Source organism: Micromonospora sp. NBRC 110009, from assembly GCF_030518795.1.
Classification (GTDB): Bacteria; Actinomycetota; Actinomycetes; order Mycobacteriales; family Micromonosporaceae; genus Micromonospora.
Map to the genome: position 1 here is coordinate 5,406,416 of NZ_CP130427.1, position 19,162 is coordinate 5,425,577.

The window sequence follows — 19,162 nt, forward strand, 5'->3', positions numbered from 1 at the left end:
ATCTCAATCGTCCTACTCGAAGCGTGGCGGCCGAGCCGTGCCCGAGCGGCGACTCAACCGGCGACGTTCCTCAGTAAGCTGCCGGGCCTGGCCCAAGGGTAGGAACCAAGCGCCTCCTCGCGGGACGTGACCAGCGGTCGCACCCTGGCACCGAGCAGGTCCGCATCGGCGTCCGACAGCCGAAGCAACGCGCGGCGAAGGTAGATGCTCCACGCCTCAGGCTTCGGGAACGCGTCCAGCTGCCCCACCAGCGGCTGCAACTCCAACCCGCAGGGGTACGGCACAAGACCGTCGACCTCAAGATCGCAGCCGGACACGAATATCCGCTGTGCGATCTCGATCGGATCGCCGAAGCGGCGGACGGCGCCCTGGGCGCGGGCAAGGCCGATGACCCGGCCCCGGTCGCGCGTCGGGTTCAGCCAGGCGCCGCGTGTGGCGTAGAGGAAGAGCCGGTCACCCTCGCCGAGGGCCGCCACCTCCGCCCGCGGCGTCGAAGGGAATGCCATCCGCTGCTCGCGAAGCACCCAACCGATGGCCTCGCGGTGACCGAGAACGACCAAGTACGACCGGGACATGTGGAGAATTTACTGGCTCGATGCTTCATACCGAAGTCCTGATGGCGCTGGGCGCCTCATGGGTTGAGGTGGCCCTCCCGGACGTGCTCCGGCTGCTACTCCTCCGAGTCCGCCAGATCCCGCCGGTGGGCCTTGATCCACCGTTCCACGTCCTCCGCGCGCCAGATGCGCCCGACGGACAGGACAGCTACGGGATCGGGGAAGGACTTTGAGTTGGTGATCTGGTAGGCGCGCGTACGTGAGACGCCCAGCATCTCCTGAATCTCCTGGCTCGCCACCAGCCGAAGCATTCCCACGCCGTCACGCTAAGTGCATGCGAACTGAACACGTGTGCGCTGTGCAGATGCTCTCTTCATATGCTTCCTAACCGTGTAGGCTGTGCACATGTTCATGCAGTCAAGATCGTGGCAAGGAAGGCAGGTAGGAGATGAACGTCGGCAACCAGAGGTCAGTTCCGGCAAGCAGTGGCGTGACCTACCGCTCCCACACCTACGCGAGTCTGCTGCCTTGGCAGGTGCGTGAGCGCCGCTTCCCGCCCGCCCGCCTCGGTCGCCGCGGCCTCAACCCGGATCAGGTGTACGCCTTCCTGGACCGGGTGGCTGCTGACATGCTGGCCCTCCACGCGGAGATCACAAAGCAGCGCCAAGAGAACCTTCGGATCAAGGCGGCGTTGCGCCGATGGCAGTCCGAGCACGCCGAGCGTGTTCGGTGAGCGGGCGCTACGTGATCCACTTGCCCGTCGTCGTGAACGACCTGCCGGCCGCGCAGCGCCTGGCCCGAGTCGTCGGACGCTGGATCACCGTGCTGCCGATGATGGACCCGGGGGAGATGACCGTCTCCGAGGAGGACAAGCAGTTCCTACGGCACCGCGTCTTCTGCGACGTGCGGATGCAGGGTGGCCGACGGTGCGTGCTCCGCGACGGCCACGACGGCGAGTGCTCTCGCCGCGTGCGCCGTTTATCGATGACGCCGGGGCGCATGGCCCGCCGTTCGCGCGATGCCTCCGCCTCAAGCAGGCCGGAAGTGCCGGCTGCGCCGCGGTCAAGTGAGATCAAAGAGCCGAGGTCAGCCGGCGAGAGGGCTGAAGCTGGTCGTCGAGCACGTTGATGGGCTCGTCGTCGCGGGTGACCTCGTAGCGACGCCTGAGCAGCTCCGCCACGACGGCCCTTGCACCCGCCGCCTGCTTCGGTGACCGGGTCGCTGGTCTGGCAAAACCACCGGCGGCGCGAGGAGGTGGCCGGCGACGTTGTGCCGATGTCGCTACGGTCAACCGTTCGCGCTTGCGGTGGTGAGGCTCGTCAGTGGTGTGGTCGGTAGGGCGATCCAGCCCTCGGTGGTGGCGGCGGGCATGTCATCGGCGCTGGGACGGGTGGCTTGGCCGACGGCAGCCGCACGAGCGGTCAGGGCAGCCACGACAGCGTCAATGGCGTGGTCGCTGCGCCGGCATGTCGGCTCGAAGGCGCCGAGCTGCAGCCACGGCGCATCGGTGGTCAGCTGGTCCATCAGATCGTTCAGTGCACCGCTGTTCTGCCGCCCCTTGTATCCCTGGTAGGGGAGCCCCCACTGTTTCAGCGATGCCGCAGGGTAGACCTCGACCACTGTTCCGCCGCCGCTGCGGTCCACGGGGTGCCCGTCCTCGGCGAGCCGCGCCAGCACCGCGGCACATCGCATGGCCGTGTGCGCGATTCGATCCGCGGCGACGCTGAGCGAGAGGCGACCGGTCAGCTCGTGGGTCACCACGTCGGTGCGGCGCCAGGCCAGTTTCCTGCGCCAGTCACGCCCGATCAGGTCGGTCGGGGCGGCCAGTTCGCCACGGTGGTGGGCGATGATGAACTCCACGAACGGCTCCGGCCAGCCCAGCGGACAGTCGATCCCGGTCTTGTCCGCCGCCGACGACGCTCGCAGCAGCTCATCATCGCCGGCGCCGACGACCAGCTCCTCCAGCACGGCTCCGGTCGCCGTCCACCGGATCCAGGCCACCGCGGTGTTGGTGTTCTCCGCCGCAAGGTCGATCCCCGCTGTCAGCATCCGCCCAACCTACTGGGCTGCAGCGGATGGGCCTATCGCCTGCCGGGTCAGCTCGCGGCTGGTCGATTCACCGACGGCGGCCGGCCCGTGCATGCCGCCGCACGGGGGCGGAAAGCCCGAGATCTATGCCGGTACGGAGGATTGGCGCTCGAATTCCAGTTGATAATGATTACGCCCGTGGCGCTCTTCCTGACCGATCTGGACCCTCGTGCACGCGTCAAGGGGTCGCGGGACGGCCTCGGTGCGCAGGCCGTCTGGTCGGCAACGGGCCGCCCGCTCATCGGCAACCTCACCACCGTCACGGACTCGCTGTCCGGCTTCACCACTTTGCTCGTCGGGCTGCGTCTGGCCGAGCTCGCCAGCGCGGACGAGTTGGACAGCCCAACGAACGCCTTCCTGATCTGGGAGCAGATGGCGGCGTACGTGCGGCACGTCGTACACGGTCATCGGGGTTTCTTCGGCCTGCAGCGGATCGCCGCGCGAGCGGCGAAGGCGGGTGGCAACGGCGGCAAGGTGCACCTCTCTGCACAGCCGGAGCACCAGATTCTCAGCAACCAGCGAACGGAGGGGTTGCTCGGCAACTACACCGCCCCGGCCCGAGTGTCCAGCCTCGTCGCCCCGGGAAGCCCCGCGCGACTCACCCCGGAGGCGGCCGCCTTCGTGGACGCCGTCTACCTCCCGCGACTCGAATCCGGGTGGGGTTCCGATGCCCGCCACCTGCTCCGAGAGTTGCGGCGGGAGCGAGTGGCTTTCGACCTCGGCACCAACGAGAAGCGGCAGTCGGTCGCGAGCGTCTTCAGCCCGGTCATGTCACAGCAGGAGGTCGACTTCTACCGGCACCACCTGGTCGAAGGCGGGCCGGGCGATCCGACCGACGGGCGGCAGCGCAGGCTCGCCACGCTTCTCGAAGCCAGACCACCTGAGTCCGTCTGGCCCTCGCGGCCGTACCTGGTGGCGATCGCCGGCGACGCCGAGTCGCACGGATGGAGCGACATCGCCGACCTGGTGCGCCGGGTCATCGCCTGCGAATCCGTGCTCGCGCCAGCCTCCCTGCTCTTCAGCTACCTGCTCGGGCGCAACGGCGCCCACCTCGACAAGGTCGTGGCTGACCTTCGGTCGTCCTGGGGCGAGCACCTGGACTCGATCGATCCGCTGGCGGTGTCCGCGCTGCCTGGCCACGACTGGCCACGCATCGCCGAGGCCCTCGCCGGCGGCAACTATCCGCAGCTCATCAGGACGCTGGCCGAGCGCAACGCCACGGTGATGCGCGAGCGCGGCGGGGCGCTTGCCTGGCTGGAGGTGACCGAGCAGGAGCAGCTGCGGGTGCGGTTCCGCGACGAGCCCGCGGGCCTGCCCACTCGCGACGAGATCCGCGACCTGTGGTGGTACCCGTACTTCATCCCGTCACTCGTGTCCATGCTGGCGGCGATCGGGAAGGGCAAGGCGTGAGCGAGGGCATTCCCCGGGCGGTACTCACCGAGGCGCTGCGCGAGAAGATCAACGGCCGCGAGGTTCTGGCCGCAGCGTTCTGCACGTTCCGCTTCGATCCCGGCTTCTTCGAGCGGGAGATCCTCCCTGCTCTCTTCGAATTCCAACTGCATCAGGACCCGGACATCCGACGGCTCCAGCTCGAGGAGGCGCTGCGCCCGCTCGCTGGTCGCGTCGCCGTCTACTACGACCCCCGTGCGATCGTGACCGGTGATGGAACGGCCTGCCTGGACGTACGTCGAATCCCGGTTCGGCCCGCTACCGGCTACTTCCATCCGAAGAACGCGTTCATCCTCGTGCAGGACGCGTCGACGCAAGAGCGGTCGTTGGTGGTGTTCACCGGTTCGGCGAACCTGACGCAGGCGGGCTGGTGGGAGAACGTCGAGTGCGCCCACCTGGAGGAGATCGCCGAGTATGGCCGGTCGCGGACGGCACCGGAGATTCAGCGGTTCCTCAGGTACCTGCGGGCCATGACCAAGAACTTCGACCCCCAGACGGCCTTGGACGACATCCACGGGCTGCTTCGTACCGTGCAGCCGGTCGTGCACCGCTCGGCGAACGGTCGGCTGCACCCGCACTTCCTCTTCAACGGGCGGCGCGGTGCTACTGCCCTCGTCGACCAACTCGACGAGGCTGCCGGTCAGTGGCTTTACGGTGCGGATCTGGAAGTGCTCTCCCCGTACCTCGACAAGGCGGACGCGTCGGTGCCGCTCGAGACCCTGATCGACCGTTTCCAACCGCGCAAGTGGCGGGTGTTGCTGCCCGAGGAGGGCGGTTGGGCGCGGTGCCGCCCGGAGCTCTACGACTGGGTACGCGAGCGAGGCGGCGAGTGGGGCCGGCTGCCCAAGGCGGTTCTCGCGCGCGGGGGCAAACAGGCGGCGGGAGCGGTGCACCGGACCGTGCACGCGAAGTTGTACCGCTTCTTCACCAAGGACTGGGAGGTCACCCTCGTCGGGTCGTTCAACCTCACCAGCCCTGCGCACTCCGGCGGTGGCAACATCGAGACCGGGGTGCTGTCGGAGGTGACGGTCAACCGCCGCCCGCGGTTCTGGCTGGAGGCGATTGAGGAGCCACCGCCGTTCGCGCAACCGGAGGGCGAGGACGACGACGCCGACGAGGGCTACGTGCCGCTGCTGGCGCGGTACGACTGGGCGTCCGGGCAGGCCGAGGTCCTGTGGGACGGCGCATCCGACAGCCCGACCATCGAGGTGTACGACCGGGGCGTACGCCTCTTCGAGATCGGCCACCTGCAGCCCGCTGTCTGGACGGTGCTGACCGCCGACGACGCGGCGATGCTGCGCGAGCGGCTCCGCGAGACCAGCTTCCTCACCGCCGTCGCCGGCGACCAACGCGGGATCGTCCTGGTCCACGAGACCGGCATGGCGCACCGCCCGTCGATCCTGCTGGATCTGAGCCCGGCCGACATCCTGCGCTACTGGTCGATGCTCACCGCCGACCAGCGGAACGCCTACCTGGCCGAGCACGGCGAGGCGTTGCGCGGCTCGGGGGAGGACCTGCCGGTGGAGCGCCGGCCGGGCAAGTGTGAGGACACAATCTTCGACCGGTTCGCCGGGATGTTCCACGGATTCGCGTCGCTGGGCCGCGCCGTGGGGGACGCCCTCGACGAGGGTCGGGTCGAGGAGGCGCGGTTCCGGATGTTCGGCGCCAAGTACGACTCCCTGCCCGTCCTCGCCGAGCAGGTGGCCAACGACACCGTCGGGGATCCGCTGGATCGCTACCTCATGGTGCTCTGCGCGCGACAGCTCGCCGACCACGTTCGCCGCGCCTTCCCCGAATTCTGGGCAGCCGACCCGACCGGGGTGGCCCGCCTGGAAGGGGCGCTCACCGTGCGGGCCGCCCTGCGGGAGCAGCTCGTCGCCCGCAACGACGCCGAGATGGCCGAGTTTCTCGACTGGTACGAGCCCCGGTTCTTGGGCGAGACGGCGGTGGTGCCCGCATGATGATCACTGTCGACACCGCCACCCGGCTGCTGGACTTCGACCGGGTGATCCGCAATCCGCAGCGAGCGAAGGATCAGCTACACGGCGCGGTGGCGCTGCATAACATCCTGCAGCGCCACCGCGTCGCGTACCTGGCCGACGAGGTCGGCATGGGCAAGACGTACGTGGCGCTCGGCGTCGTCGCGCTGCTGCGCCACTTCACGCCCGACCTGCGGGTGCTCGTCATCGCGCCACGCGAGAACATCCAGCAGAAGTGGCAGCGGGAGCAGCGCGTCTTCACCAAGAACAACGTGCGCCTGGACGATCTCCGGGTGCGGATGCCAGGTGGGCTGCCGGCACGGCCGCTCGTGCACTGCCGGAGTCTCATCGAGCTGGTGGAGGAGACCGCGGTCGGCCCCGACCGTGACTTCTTCGTCCGGCTCCCCAGCTTCAGCCTGCCCATGCGCCGCGACGCCCAGCAGCGCCGCAACCTGCGTGACCGGCTGTGCGCGCAGGTGCCGTGGCTGCCCGACGACCTGGTCGACCTGCGAGCCAACGCGGACGTCATCAAGGACCGGTTCGCCCAGGCGATCAACGCCGCGCTGCCGCACTTCGATCTCGTGATTGTCGACGAGGCGCACAACCTCAAGCACGGCTGGGCCGCTCAGTCGTCCTCCCGGAACCGGGTACTGGCCACCGTGCTCGGCCGGGACCGCGCCGACGTCGACCCGAGACTGCGAGAGAAGTACGGCCCGCGGGCCGGCAAGGTGCTGTTGCTCTCCGCCACACCGCTGGACGACGACTACCGGCAGCTGTGGAATCAGCTCGACGTCTTCGGGCTGGCTGAGCCCTTCCAACTGCTACGCGACTCGAACGCCGGCGACCAGCAGCGGCGGGACGTCGCGGGGGAGTTCCTGATTCGCCGGGTCACATCACTGGAGGTCTCCGGGCAACGGCTCACCAAGAACCTCTACCGCCGCGAGTGGCGCGCAGGGGGCGTCGGCGAACACGACAAGCCGATCCGGATCACGGACGACCGGCAGCGGCTGACCGTCGCGCTGGTCCAGAAGAAGGTTAGTGAGCTGCTCGACGACGAGCGGTTCGGCACCCGCTTCCAGGTCGGCATGCTGGCGTCGTTCGAGTCGTTCCTCGAAACCAGCGCCGCGAAGAAGCCCAACCCCGCCGAGAGTTCCGACGACATCGCGGAGGAGGCCGTCGAGGGCAACTTCGACGACGCCGGGCAGGCCACCGACGCGGTCGAGCGGCAGGGCATCGACGTACCGATGCTCAACGACCTGGCCCGCGACCATTTCCAGCGGTTCGGCCGCGAGCTGCCGCACCCCAAGATGGACTCCCTCGTCCGTACGCTCGCCACCTCCTGGCGCGACGGCCGCAAGGGCCTGGTATTCGTCCGTCGGGTCGCGTCCGTCACCGAACTCAAGCGCAAGCTCGACGATGAGTACAGCGACTGGCTCGTCGACCGGCTCCGCAGCCGGCTGAAGGAGCAACATGCGACGGCGTTCGAGAACGCCGTCGACGAGTTCCGCCGACAGCGGTCGCAGCGCGACTCGATCGCCCCGATGGCGGCAGAACAGGTCCGGGAGGACGATGACGCCGGCGGGCAGGACACCTTCTTCGCATGGTTCTTCCGAGGCACCGGACCCGACGGCATCGTCAGCGGAGCGACCATCCAGGGGCGGTTCCGCAACCAGGGCAGCGCGCTCGGCACCTTCTTCGACGACAACCACATCATGGCGCTCCTCGGCGCCGGCCCCGGACACGTCGCAAACGCGCTGGCGGACGGGCTCGGCGAGGAGCGAGACAAGGTCGACCGCCTCATCCGGGAGCACTCACGCCACTACCTGACCGAGGCGAAGCAGGCCACCCGGGGCACCCGGTTCGACGCCGTCCAGGCCGCCGCGCTCGAACTACTCGCCCACCGCGAGGGGCCACATCGGGAATGTGCCGAGGTGATCTGGCGCGAGCTGTACCGCCCGGAGAAGCGGAGCGCCGTGTCGGCGGAGGCGGACCCCGACCTCCTGGAGACCACCACCTTCTTCACCGAACTCCGGCAGCGGCCCCGGCTGCGTAACCTCATCTGGCCCGAACCCACCTCCACCGACCCCGGCAAGTCGTTCCGGGAGCAGCACCTCCGCGCGCAACTCCTCTCCGCCGCCGCCCGCCTCGGGCATGCCTTCCTCGACCTGTACGTCGTGGTCACCGATCACCTGCCAACGCTGGATCCCTCCGCAGCGATCGACAAATCGGATGTGGTGATCACCGCCTACCTTGACGAACTCGAACGCCAAGCGGCGGCCCCACCAGGCACCCGGCCCTGGGCAGGATTGGACGAACTCGCCGCCCTGGCCGAGCACCACGAACTCGTACTCGACACCAACCTGCCAGATGCGCGGCGGGCTGATCTGCGAGAAGCGCGCAGCCTCGTCAGCCGACTCTTCACCGCCCAGGAGCCGGTCGCCGGGATGTCCGGCCGGGTCAACAGCCGGCACGTGCAGCAGTTCCGCCTCCCCGGATACCCGCTCGTGCTGATCTGCACCGACCTCCTTCAGGAAGGGGAGGACCTGCACACCTTCTGCTCCCGCGTCTACCACTACGGTCTCGCGTGGACCCCGTCTGCGATCGAGCAGCGGATCGGGCGGATCGACCGGGTGCGGTCCGAGAGCGAACGTCGGCTGACCGCCCTGAACGGCACTGCGGACGGCGACGACTTGCTGCAGGTGTACTACCCCCACCTCACCGACACCGTCGAACGCCTGCAGGTCCGTCGCGTACTGCGCAGGATCAACGATTTCCTCCGGCTCATGCACGAAGGCTTGATCCTGCCGGCGGCCGGGGACGGCCACCTCGACGTCAGCCGGGAAGCACTGGTCGACGAGGACGTCCCCCCGCCGCCGGCCGACCCGCTTCGGACGTCCTTCCCTGTGCGCACCGATCACCTGGACGGACAGGACCGGCCGCTGGCGGTGGACGAGACGCTCGCCGTGGAGCAGTTCGAACGCTTCAACGCGGTGGCACGCGCCGCTCTGCCTGACCTTGCAGTGGAGTGGGAGCGGAACCAACCCGGAGATGGCACGCTCCTGGGCACCGTGGTCTTCGCCGGCGGACGGCAGCAGCCGTTCAGCCTGCAACTCGAACGGGAAGGCTCGCACCTCGTCGTCCGGTGCGTGAGCCCCATCGGGCGAATCAGCACGACGGACCAGTGGGACGACCTCGCGAGGTGGTCGGCGGGAATCCCGGCGCGGCTCGGTACCGTCGAGGCCCGCGGCGGCAGCTACGACGTCACCGTGGAGGAGGACGTCCTGCTCACCGCGCCGGCGTACGACACGCTCCGGGTCGCCGCACTGATCCGGCGGGTCACAACCCTCGCCGATGGGCTCGAACGTGAGCACCTTCCCGAACGCGATCGACTGCTCAAGGAGTTCAGGGCGGAGTTGGAGCGAGATGTTCGGCATGCGCGATGACTGGCGGCGGCTCTGCGAGACCGCCGACATGCAGCCAAAGGGAAAGCAGGTGAAGGTTTCCTTCGCCAACGGCCGGTCGCATTCCGTGCACGTCCACGACGGCGCGGACGGATATCTCCTCACCGCTGTGGTCGCTGGCGCAGACGTCGTCGGCCAGTGGGACCGCCTGTACCGGGAGGCGTGGGAGAAGAATCGCCACAGCAGGCTGGTCGGCTTCCGAGTCGACGTGTCCGGCCGGATGGTCGCCCACGGCTGGACGCCGAAGGAGGGGCTCAGCGCGGAGGCCTTCCAGACCGTCGTCCGCGCCGTCGCCCGCGAGGCCGACCGGTACGAGTTCCAGCTGACGGGTGCCGATCGACGCTGACCCGGGTGGGCTCGACGCGAGTGAACCGCACCTTGACAAGAGCATCTACATGTTGCATATATGTAGCATGTATCCATCGTGGAGGTGAAGGTGCCCGAGTATAGGCTCGCTCGGAAGGTTGGCGCGGGCGTTGCCCGTCTACGCGCCGAGGCAGGGGTCACCCAGTCCGTCCTGGCAGAAAAAGCAGGGTTCGACCAGAGCAAGATCTCTCGCATCGAAAAGGGCGACGTGGTCGCCAGTGCTGATCTGGACCGTGTGCTCGATGCTCTGGAGGTTCTCGGCGCGCCAAAGGCCAGAGAGTTCAAGGACTACATTGGGCGAGACTGGCGGTATGTCGAGCCCCCGGCCTTCTGGAACCCCGAACGTGCGTGTCTGGAGATCGCGGAGGAGACACTCGGCGAGATCGAAGCGTTCCTGGAGGTGCCAGACAGGCCGTGGCCTCTGCGCCGCCAGATGGAAAGGCACAGAGAGTCACTTGAACGCGCCGCGACCTTTCTGAGTCGAACGGACCACAACATCGCCTTCATCGGCGAGATGGGCGTCGGCAAGTCCACGGCAATCAGCTTCATTTTCGATCTCCTCGTTCCGCCCTCCTTGGTCGAAAAGCCGATTAAGCGGCCCGTGCTGGAGACCGGCGCTGGCGGTACCACCATCTGTGAGGTCCACATCAAGGGCGGACCGGAGTTTGGCATCTCCCTGCTGCCCATGACCGACGTCGAGATGCGTGAGATCGTTGCCGACTTCTGCGCCGCACGGTGGATCGTTCACGCGGACGAGCGGCGCGATGCCGCCGAGACTGTCGGAATCAGCCGGGAAACCGAGCGCGCCATTCGCAACATGTCGGGTCTGGGGCGCAAGCGCACCACTGTCGACGGCAAGGTCGTCTACAGCGACCCGCTGGTGGACCTGGCAAAGGCCAGCAACAGCGAGGATGAGTTCAGGACCCGAGTCCTCACCAAAATCGGGCTTGAGGACCGGACGAGGCGCGAACTTTGGTACGACAGCGCCACACGCACGCATCCGATGGAGTGGGTTACCGAGACCTTCAAGGCGGTCAACAACGGTCGACTCAAGGACGTGCCCCTCCCCAAGAGCATCGACCTCCTGATCCCCGACTTCGGGCGCGCCTTCGGCGAGCTGGACATCACCGTCATCGACACCAAGGGCGTGGACGATGTCGCCGTTCGAGAGGACCTCGATCACAGGCTCAAGGACCCGCGCACCGCAATTGTCTTCTGCTCACGCTTCAACGACGCTCCGGGAACCAGCACCCGCCTGCTGCTCCAACACATGCGTCAGACCTTCTCCGAACGGTTCGACACGGGCAAGGTCGCGGTACTCGCACTCCCGCGATCCGACGAAGCTCGCTCGATGAAGGACGACAGCGGCGAGCAGGCGCTAACCGACGAAGAGGGTTACCAGTTCAAGGAGATGCAGGTATCCAGCGAGCTGGCCACCGACGACCTCGCCGGTGTGCCCATGCTCTTCTACAACGTGGAAGCCGACAAGCCCGAAGCGGCCCGAGGCGCCCTGTTCGGGCAGTTAAACCGCATGCGGACGGGGGTCGAGAACCGCCTGTTCGATCTTTGTGCCGCAGCGCAAGAGATCATTGAAAACCATGAGGCTCAGGCACTCAACGCCGCCATCGAGGAGGTATCAAACCGGCTCAACTCCTTTCTTAAGGGGAATCGGCAGCTGGGCGCGCGGAAGCACCTCGCCCATGTCGATGCGATCAGCACCATTCGCGGCGTCCGTTATGCCTCAACGCTGTGGGCAGCCACGCGGCGAAACGGGGACTACTCGGGGCTCAACGTGTTGCACCTGGTAGGCGTCGGTGCCGCCCGAGACGCCCACCTCCGAAGCCAGAGCTGGTTCAACGGTCTGGACGCGTTCCTGAAGTCCCTTAAGGCCGACGATGGCTTGGAGCTTGCCAGCCGCACGATCGACCAGATCGCCGCCAGCGCGGCGGATTCGAAGCGGGCTTTCCTCGAAGCGGCCCAGCTCGCCAGCGTCGAGGTGTACCGAGGACCGCTCTCCCAGTCTCACGTGTGGGCAAGATGCGCCTCGGAGTGGGGGCGCGGACCAGGGTTCAAGTCACGCGTGGCGGATCATCTCGAGGGCTGGTTCACCACGAAGTCCAAGCTAGAGGAGCGCCTTGAGCAGATGGTCAACGGGCTATGGGAGGAGCGGGTGATCGTCCCGCTCGTTCGGCTCGTTGAGGAGAGCGCGTCGGAAGACTGATCGGTCAGGAGTAGGCCCGCGACTGGACCCCACGGTCGCGGGCCGCTCTAGCTTCTAATACTCCAGCCGCATTTGGCTGAATCGTTGTCACCGCTGGTAATGGCTTGGAACTGGTAGCGGCGCCGCCACCACAGCCATGGATTGATGTGGTCGTGGGAATCTATGCTGATCAGGTTTGCCCGGACACGTCGAGTCTCGGCGAAGCTGAGGGGACGAGCCCGGCCCAGTCGGAAGTACCCCCTTTGCGCCTGGGTGGCGGTGACGGCTGGGAAGGCGTGCGCGCACAAAGCGAGGATTCCGGGCTGGCCGTACTCGATGGTCACCGGGCGCGAGGCCGATCGGTACGAGTTCCAGCTGACGGGTGCTGATCGACGCTGACCTGAATGAGCTGTGCGACGGCGATGGTCCACGCCGCGAACACCACCAGACCATCCCTCGGCAACTGGCCGTTGTGCCGAGTGCAGTCGTCGTGATCAGCCCGCTAACCTGCGCAGTACGGGAGGTGGTCGGGTTGGTCGCGGGACGCTGGGACGCCTGGTTCGAGGATGACCACCTTGTCGTCCGGCGGCGACGGTTGCTGCCGTGGCTGAAGGCGGACGTCCGGTGGATTCCGCTCGCCACGATCGTCGACATCCGGCCGCTGTCGGCAGCCGACCACGCGAAGCGGCGCGCGCAACTGACCGTTCAGGACCCGTCATCGCCGCACCTGACCGACGCCCTCTCGGTCCGGTTCACGCCCGAGCAGTGGCAGCGTGCCGGCGGGCTTGTGCAGGAACGGCAGCTGGTAACCGCCGAGCCCCCGCAACCCGGCGAGAAAGCACGGTCGGACTCAATCGCCTCGCGCCGCCCAACCGTCCCGCCTCAGTCGCGGCGATGGGTGCCGCAGACGAGGAGGCGCTCGTCGACGCGGCCGTCCGAGAAGAGAGCCTCGCCGGCGACGCCCGTTATGCGGGCCGGCGACGGCAAGCGGCCGGTATGGCTGTGGCTCGAGGACGGGGACATCCACGCCTCTCTCGTTCCCGTGGGCAACACCTCGCCGCGCAAGCTGAGCCCCAGCGACGTCGCTCATTTGCTGCTCGCCGAGCCCGCCAGGGCGGTGCCGGCCATCCGTGCGTTAACCGGCATCGCCGACAGCGAGCAGGCTCTGGTCCGCTTGCGGAGCTGGGAGCGGGTCGTCGTCAACCTGGGAGCCTCCGACCTCGCTGGCCGGCGAGTCACCGAGGCCCTGCAGAAGCCCGGCCGGAGCAACCCGGACGGCAGCGTTCGGACCGTATCCGGCGGCCTTCCGACTCTGAACAAGCGCCGCCGCTGAGGCTGAGCGACGGAAACCAAGCACAAGCCACGGAGACGCCTGGGCCGGCCTGGGTAGGGGACTCGGTCCCCGGAAGGGATGCCAGCGTCGCCGTCGTTCCTCAGGCAGTCACCGAGCCGAGGCCGAGGCCGTCGAGCAGGTTGATGAGTTCGTCATCGCGGGTCACCTCGTAGCCACGCGCGCGCAGCTCCGCGACCAGTTCAGCCTCGCCGTCCAGCGGAATTTTCAGGTACTCACCGTCGTGAACTGTGAGGACAACGTCGCCGTACCGGTCCTGCAGATCCTGCGGCAGCACGTCGAGCGCCCGCGCCGTGACCATCTTGGGCCAGTTCCCGTCCACGATCGCACCCAGCTCGGTGATGTCGAAGGGCTTGTCGTCGGGGTAGTCGTCCTCTTCGTAGCACTCGGGGCCGGCGGGGTTCGACAGGTGGGTCATCTGAACCTGCCGGGCCTCGCCCCACGTACGCGCGGCGGCGAGCGCCCTGATCTCTGCGGCCTCCCCGGGGGCGGTGTCGGCGTCGACGAAGGCGAGGCAGTCGTAGTTGGTGGCGTGGCCGTAGACCAGGCGCCGGGTGTTCGGGTGGTGCGTCGTCATGGCGCACATCCTGCACCAGGGGTACGACAACCAAGATCGGTATAGGGCCCAGGGGAGGATCCGTCGGTCGGACGACCGCTAGGCTGGCCATTGCTGCCCTGCCACCTGGAGAAACGCCCATGTCCGACAGCGTCTTCGCGCAGTTCACGACCGACGACGGACGCGCCGAAAGTGAGAACGAGGGCGACGAGCGTCGTATTCAATCTGCTTTTCACGAGACGACTCCCTGTCAGTCTGAGTTCGACGAGGATGCTGACGGCGAGGACCGGCTTCGACACGAGCGCTGATGATCGCTGCGCCTCCAACGCCGGGTGTGCCGGTTTGCTGGGCGAGAAGACGAGTCCCGCCCCTCGGCCCCAGCCCATGAGATTGGCCCGGCCCCGATCCTGCTTGGATCCTTGCTAGGGCATGCCTCCTCCCCAAGCTCGGTCGGCGCGCATGGCTGGCGCCGCAGGAGGCCAGGCACCTGCGCTGCTCGCAAACCTGGCTTCGAACCGATGATTGCCTGCAGTGTCGGGTTGCTTCCGCTGTGTTGCAGCCAGTGGCGACGCATGCAATAAATGCCGAGTGGACACCGGAGGTCGGCGCGGCCGACCACACCGGGCCGCACGGCAGGTCGCCGCGCGGCCCGGATGGTCCGCGCAGCAGGGCCGGGTAGCGTGGTTGTTGCGCGTGAACCGTCTGTACGGGCCGAACGAGCGGTGGATGCGCGGCAGCGACTTCGCCGATGCTTTCCAAGGTGGGTGCTGGCCCGAACGCACCAGCGTGTACCGCATCTCCCGTTGGGAAACTGCTGCCGTACGCGTCCCGTACCTTGCGGTACGCCGGTACGAGGAGTTGCTGCAACTGCCCGCCAATCGCCTCGTGGCGCTATTGGATGCGATCTACCGGTACTCCGCTGCAACCGACGGCAGCTGCCCGCTTCTCGGTCGGGGGCTGCGCGACGGAAGCCCAGGCCAGATGGCCCGGCTGGAAGAGCTGGTGGAGGCGGTCCGGTCCGAGGATGTCGTCACCGGCTCGGACTGGGACGAGCTGAGCGCCTATCTCGCATTCACGCCACGGCAGGTCATCACACCCCGATCGACCTGGTCGGATATCACGGAGCGGCTGTTGGCGGAGATGATTGTCGCTGACGGAGTGGCGTGGATGCAGCGCTATGAGGCGCTCAACCGCCTGCTCGCTCACCCGATCGGTCAGCAACATGCGGTGGCGGCCTGCGCCAGCCTGGCCGCTGATCGCAGCAACCAGGTGTTCGTCGAGATCGTCAGCGCGCTCGATGCCAGCCCTCATCCCGACACGAGCCGCCATGTGCTGGATCAGCTCGTGAATCCGACGAACGATCGGGCCCAGTACGGAGCTCTGCTAGCCTGCGTCCGCAAGCTGCGGTACGGACACTTCACTGAACCGCAGACGCGACGCCTTGTAACGGTGGTCGATGAGCTAGCACTCGATCCGGCCCGCTACGAGGACGCTCAACCATTGGCCACTGAACTCCTACGCCAACTGCCGGCAGACGTGCCAGCTGCAGCGAAGGCCCGGTTGCGCCACGTCGTGGCGGGCGACCCGACGCTTAGCCACGTGTTGACTGCCGGGCGCCTAGCAACGGTGGAGGCCGGTGACGTCCTCGTCGCACGGATGACCAACACCACCCTGGCCAACATGCCCCGCGACGTGCCCAACTTCCGCGATGAATTGCTACCGACCCTGCTTGACGAGATGCTGTTCAGTCCTGTGTTCGACGTACGGCTGCACGCGGCGATCCTGCTCTTCGGGACCCCATACCGGCGACCGGTAGCCACCGCGCTCGCCTTGGAACTAGGTAGCCACACCGCAGCCTTCAGCGTCGACGTAGCGCACGCGATGATCGAGGCGCTGCGCATCCTCGGTGACCATCGGCAGCGCCCACTCATCGAGCGTTTGACGACGGCGAACGGAGTGCCGCCTGCCATTACGGTCGCCGCCACACAGGCCATCGGGCACATCGGCGGCCGCAGCGACGACATCTACTGGAAAAGGCGCTCAACCACCACGCCAACCTCTGGCGCCGAACGGGGAACAAGGCAAGCACTTCCGCCCTGAATGGGCTGATCTACGGCCTCGGCATGGCCCGCAACACGCCCATGCTCCACCAGGTACGCAACCATCATCTAGCCCCAGCCACGGCCCGCGCGGCCGCCTCATGGTGGCTCAACCTGTAGCGAACTGTGTACGAAAGCGCAAGCCGCTGATGTTGTCCCCGGCGACGCCAGCATCAAGCCCGAGCCCGACCGGTGTTCGTCGCCACCGTCCTGTTCATCCGGGCCGTCACGGCCGACGGTGGCAGCGACCCACTTGAAGGAACAGGACGAAGGCGGCGGGTCACCGAGGCCTTGCAGAAGCCGGCCCGAGCAATCCGGACGGCGTGCGGGCCGTGTCCGGCGGCCCTTCCAAGTCTGAACAAGCGCCGCCGTGAGCACGAGCCCGGGAGACGCCCACACCGAGGAAGGTCCCGGAACCCGTCCTTCGTCGAAATGTCGGTACGTTCGTCCAGGCGGGTCGGCCGCCACTCGGATCCGGGCATCGGCCCCCACGCGCCGACCATCCTCTCCCGACCGCCCGTTCACATGATTGACCCGGTTGGACCCGGTTGGCGATGCTCCTGCCAAACCCGGTGGCGGTACCGGTGAACCAGGGGAGCTGTCATGCGGGGCCCGCAATGGGTGGCGGACGTCGTCGACTTGTACGCCGGCGACGACCGCCCCGCGCACATCTACCGCCGCGACGACGTCACCTCGGTGACAACCACCCGCGGCGAGCTGCGCGACGCGGTGAGCCGGCGCGCCGGAGCCCTCGCCGAACTAGGCGTGCGGGCCGGTCACCGGGTGGGCGTGTTCGCCGGTGACCCTGAGGCGTTCCTGCCGGCGTTCCTCGCGCTGCTCTGGCTGGGCGCGGTGGCGGTGCCGCTGCCACCGCCCCCACCGGTCGGCCGCCGCGACGCCTGGCGCGCCACCGTCCAGGACGCGCTCGCGCTCGTCCATCCCCGCCTGGTTTGCGGGCCGGCGGACACCCTCGACGCCTTCGGGACCGGGCCCGCAGAAGTGGTGGCGCTCGACGGCCGCCCAGTCGCAGCCGTTCCGGTCGCGGCGTTGGCGGACGGGCCCGCCCACGCCGCCCCCGTGCGGCTGCCGCCGCAGGCACCCGCGTACACCCAGTTCACCAGCGGCAGCACCGGCCGGTCCCGGGCCGTGCTGGTCACCCGCGGCTCGCTGGCGGCCAACAGCGCCGCGATCAAGGCCGGCATCAGCCTGGACCCGGACCGCGACGTGGGCGTGTGCTGGTTGCCGCTGCACCACGACATGGGCCTGGTGGGTTTCGGCTGCGCCGCGCTGACCGCCGGCGTCCCGGTGGTGTACCTGCCGACCGCCTCGTTCCTGCGTGATCCGGGGAGCTGGATGCGCACGGTGTCGGCGTACCGGGGGACCGTCACGTTCGGGCCGAGCTTCGCCTTCGGGCTGGCGGCCCGTCGCGCCCGTCCCGACGACGTCGCTGCGCTGGACCTGTCCGCCCTGCGCATCCTGGGCTGCGGGGCGGAGCCGATCAACGCGGCCACGCTGCAGCGCTTCGTCGCCGCGTACGCGCCGGCGAACCTGGACGCCGCCGCGCTGACCCCCTGCTACGGGCTGGCCGAGGCGACCCTCGCGGTGAGCTTCGCGGCCGGGCTCCGCGCGGATGCCGCCGGCACGGTCGACTGTGGCCGGCCGGTGCCCGGTCACGAGGTGGCCGTCGTCGACGCCGCCGGGTCGTCGTGCCCGGCGGGGCAGGTGGGTGAGATCTGGGTACGCGGACCGTCGGTGGCCGCCGGCTACCTCGACCAGCCGGCGCCGGAGACGTTCCGCAGCGACGGGTGGCTGCGCACCGGCGACCTCGGCTACCTCGACGGCGGTGGCCTCTACGTTACCGGGCGCGCGAAGGATCTGCTGGTGGTCCGCGGGGCCAACACCGACCCGCAGCGGGTGGAGTGGGCGGCTTCCACCGTGCCGGGGGTTCGGGACGGCGGCGCCGTGGCGTTCACCCGGCCGGGGGAGGAGACCGAGGAGGTGGTGGTCGTGGTCGAGTGCGCGCCGAACGCCGCCGACGCCGTGCCGGACGCGGTACGCGCTGCGGTGGCCGAGGGGCTCGGTCTCGCCGTCGCCGAGGTCGTCCGGGTGCGTCCCGGGGCGGTGCCGAAGACCACCTCGGGCAAGCCCCGCCGCCGGGAGACCCGGCGGCGCTACCTCGCCGGGGAGCTGGTGGGCTGATGTCGGACCGGGCGCAGGTGGCGGTGAGCTACGACGTCGACAACGAGTTCTTCCGGCTCTGGCTGGACGAGCGGATGAACTACACCTGTGCCGTCTTCGACGACACCGACGACCTCGAGGCCGCCCAGGTCGCCAAGCTCGAGCTGCTGTACCGCTACGGCCGGGTCACCCCCGACTCGCGGGTGCTCGACATCGGCTGCGGTTGGGGCGCCAACCTCGAATACCTGGCCGTCGACCGGGGTGTCCGCGACGTCCACGGGATCACCCTGTCGCAGGCGCAGTACGCCGAGATCCGCCGCCGTGACCTGCCCGGCGTCACGGCGTCCTGCGTGGACTACCGCGACTACACGCCGCCGGTGCGCTTCGACACGATCATGTCGATCTGCATGATCGAGCACGTCTGCACCCCCGAGCAGGCCCGGGCCGGGGAGGCGGTCGCCCGCTACCGGGGCTACTTCCGGCGGGCCTGGGAGTGGAGCCGGCCGGGCGCCTCCTTCGCCCTGCAGTCGATCCTGCGCAACCGGGCGCCGCGCATCCCCGCCGACATCCGCGAGGTCGGCTGGGTCACGTACCAGATCTTCCCCGGCGGGATCACGCCGCGCATGGAGGACATCGTGGCCGCGGTCAACCCGTACTGGGAGATCGTCGGGGTGCGCACCCGGCGGGAGGACTACCGGCGCACCTGCGAGCACTGGCGGGACCGGCTGCGCGCCCACGAACAGCAGATCCGCGACCGCTGGGGCGGGCAACTCTTTGCCGACTACGACCGCTACCTGACTGCGTGCATCCGCGCCTTCGAGATGCACTACCAGTCAGTCGCGCAGTGGTCGCTGCGCCGCATCGACCAGATCTAGGAGTAC

General features: G+C 68.4%; 15 protein-coding genes and 1 pseudogene. 12 read left to right on the top strand and 4 right to left on the bottom strand.

Annotated features, from left to right (window positions below):
- Nucleotides 1-53 precede the first annotated feature (53 nt).
- Both Q2K19_RS25570 and Q2K19_RS25575 read right to left on the bottom strand, forming a co-directional pair.
- Complete coding sequence (locus tag Q2K19_RS25570; protein ID WP_302764431.1) at nucleotides 54-575, bottom strand: hypothetical protein; 522 nt, start codon at nucleotides 573-575, stop codon at nucleotides 54-56.
- A gap of 95 nt (nucleotides 576-670) precedes the next feature.
- Nucleotides 671-865: a helix-turn-helix transcriptional regulator gene (locus Q2K19_RS25575; protein ID WP_302772746.1), complete on the bottom strand. Its 195-nt coding sequence runs from the start codon at nucleotides 863-865 to the stop codon at nucleotides 671-673.
- A gap of 137 nt (nucleotides 866-1,002) precedes the next feature.
- Between Q2K19_RS25575 and Q2K19_RS25580 the strand changes: the two genes are divergently transcribed.
- Both Q2K19_RS25580 and Q2K19_RS25585 read left to right on the top strand, forming a co-directional pair.
- Complete coding sequence (locus Q2K19_RS25580; RefSeq protein WP_302764432.1) at nucleotides 1,003-1,287, top strand: DivIVA domain-containing protein; 285 nt, start codon at nucleotides 1,003-1,005, stop codon at nucleotides 1,285-1,287.
- Nucleotides 1,284-1,526, top strand: a pseudogene (locus tag Q2K19_RS25585) (hypothetical protein); the annotation flags it as partial. The gene Q2K19_RS25580 and the pseudogene Q2K19_RS25585, both read left to right, overlap by 4 nt.
- A gap of 315 nt (nucleotides 1,527-1,841) precedes the next feature.
- Here Q2K19_RS25585 and Q2K19_RS25590 read toward each other — a convergent pair.
- A complete protein-coding gene (locus tag Q2K19_RS25590; protein WP_302764434.1) occupies nucleotides 1,842-2,603 on the bottom strand; it encodes a DUF429 domain-containing protein in 762 nt (253 codons plus the stop codon).
- 177 nt (nucleotides 2,604-2,780) lie between these two features.
- On the opposite strand from Q2K19_RS25590, the gene Q2K19_RS25595 reads away from it, so the two are divergent.
- The 6 genes from Q2K19_RS25595 (at nucleotide 2,781) to Q2K19_RS25620 (ending at nucleotide 13,430) form a co-directional block, all read left to right on the top strand.
- On the top strand, nucleotides 2,781-4,052 hold the full coding sequence (locus Q2K19_RS25595; RefSeq protein ID WP_302764436.1) for a hypothetical protein: 1,272 nt from the start codon (nucleotides 2,781-2,783) through the stop codon (nucleotides 4,050-4,052).
- Complete coding sequence (locus Q2K19_RS25600; RefSeq protein WP_302764437.1) at nucleotides 4,049-6,052, top strand: phospholipase D-like domain-containing protein; 2,004 nt, start codon at nucleotides 4,049-4,051, stop codon at nucleotides 6,050-6,052. Before Q2K19_RS25595 ends, Q2K19_RS25600 begins: the two co-directional genes overlap by 4 nt.
- Nucleotides 6,049-9,513 carry a DEAD/DEAH box helicase family protein gene (locus Q2K19_RS25605; RefSeq protein WP_302764440.1) on the top strand — a complete coding sequence of 1,155 codons (3,465 nt, stop codon included), beginning with the start codon at nucleotides 6,049-6,051 and terminating at the stop codon, nucleotides 9,511-9,513. Before Q2K19_RS25600 ends, Q2K19_RS25605 begins: the two co-directional genes overlap by 4 nt.
- Complete coding sequence (locus tag Q2K19_RS25610; protein WP_302764442.1) at nucleotides 9,503-9,877, top strand: hypothetical protein; 375 nt, start codon at nucleotides 9,503-9,505, stop codon at nucleotides 9,875-9,877. The genes Q2K19_RS25605 and Q2K19_RS25610 overlap by 11 nt, the downstream gene beginning before the upstream one ends.
- A 78-nt stretch (nucleotides 9,878-9,955) precedes the next feature.
- Nucleotides 9,956-12,118, top strand: coding sequence for a helix-turn-helix domain-containing protein (locus Q2K19_RS25615; protein ID WP_302764443.1), 2,163 nt, complete (start codon nucleotides 9,956-9,958; stop codon nucleotides 12,116-12,118).
- Nucleotides 12,119-12,479: 361 nt separating this feature from the next.
- On the top strand, nucleotides 12,480-13,430 hold the full coding sequence (locus tag Q2K19_RS25620; protein ID WP_302764445.1) for a hypothetical protein: 951 nt from the start codon (nucleotides 12,480-12,482) through the stop codon (nucleotides 13,428-13,430).
- A gap of 100 nt (nucleotides 13,431-13,530) precedes the next feature.
- Here the strand turns inward: Q2K19_RS25620 and Q2K19_RS25625 are convergent, their stop codons facing one another.
- Complete coding sequence (locus Q2K19_RS25625; RefSeq protein ID WP_302764447.1) at nucleotides 13,531-14,025, bottom strand: hypothetical protein; 495 nt, start codon at nucleotides 14,023-14,025, stop codon at nucleotides 13,531-13,533.
- Between the two features lie 119 nt (nucleotides 14,026-14,144).
- Between Q2K19_RS25625 and Q2K19_RS25630 the strand changes: the two genes are divergently transcribed.
- From Q2K19_RS25630 to Q2K19_RS25645, 4 genes are all read left to right on the top strand, one after another.
- Entirely contained in the window at nucleotides 14,145-14,312 is a 168-nt protein-coding gene (locus Q2K19_RS25630) for a hypothetical protein (RefSeq protein ID WP_302764449.1), read from the top strand.
- A gap of 385 nt (nucleotides 14,313-14,697) precedes the next feature.
- A complete protein-coding gene (locus Q2K19_RS25635; RefSeq protein ID WP_302764452.1) occupies nucleotides 14,698-16,104 on the top strand; it encodes a hypothetical protein in 1,407 nt (468 codons plus the stop codon).
- A gap of 602 nt (nucleotides 16,105-16,706) precedes the next feature.
- Complete coding sequence (locus tag Q2K19_RS25640) at nucleotides 16,707-18,302, top strand: AMP-binding protein (protein ID WP_302764477.1); 1,596 nt, start codon at nucleotides 16,707-16,709, stop codon at nucleotides 18,300-18,302.
- Nucleotides 18,302-19,156, top strand: a complete 855-nt coding sequence (locus tag Q2K19_RS25645; RefSeq protein WP_302764479.1) for an SAM-dependent methyltransferase — start codon at nucleotides 18,302-18,304, stop codon at nucleotides 19,154-19,156. Before Q2K19_RS25640 ends, Q2K19_RS25645 begins: the two co-directional genes overlap by 1 nt.
- Nucleotides 19,157-19,162: the final 6 nt, after the last annotated feature.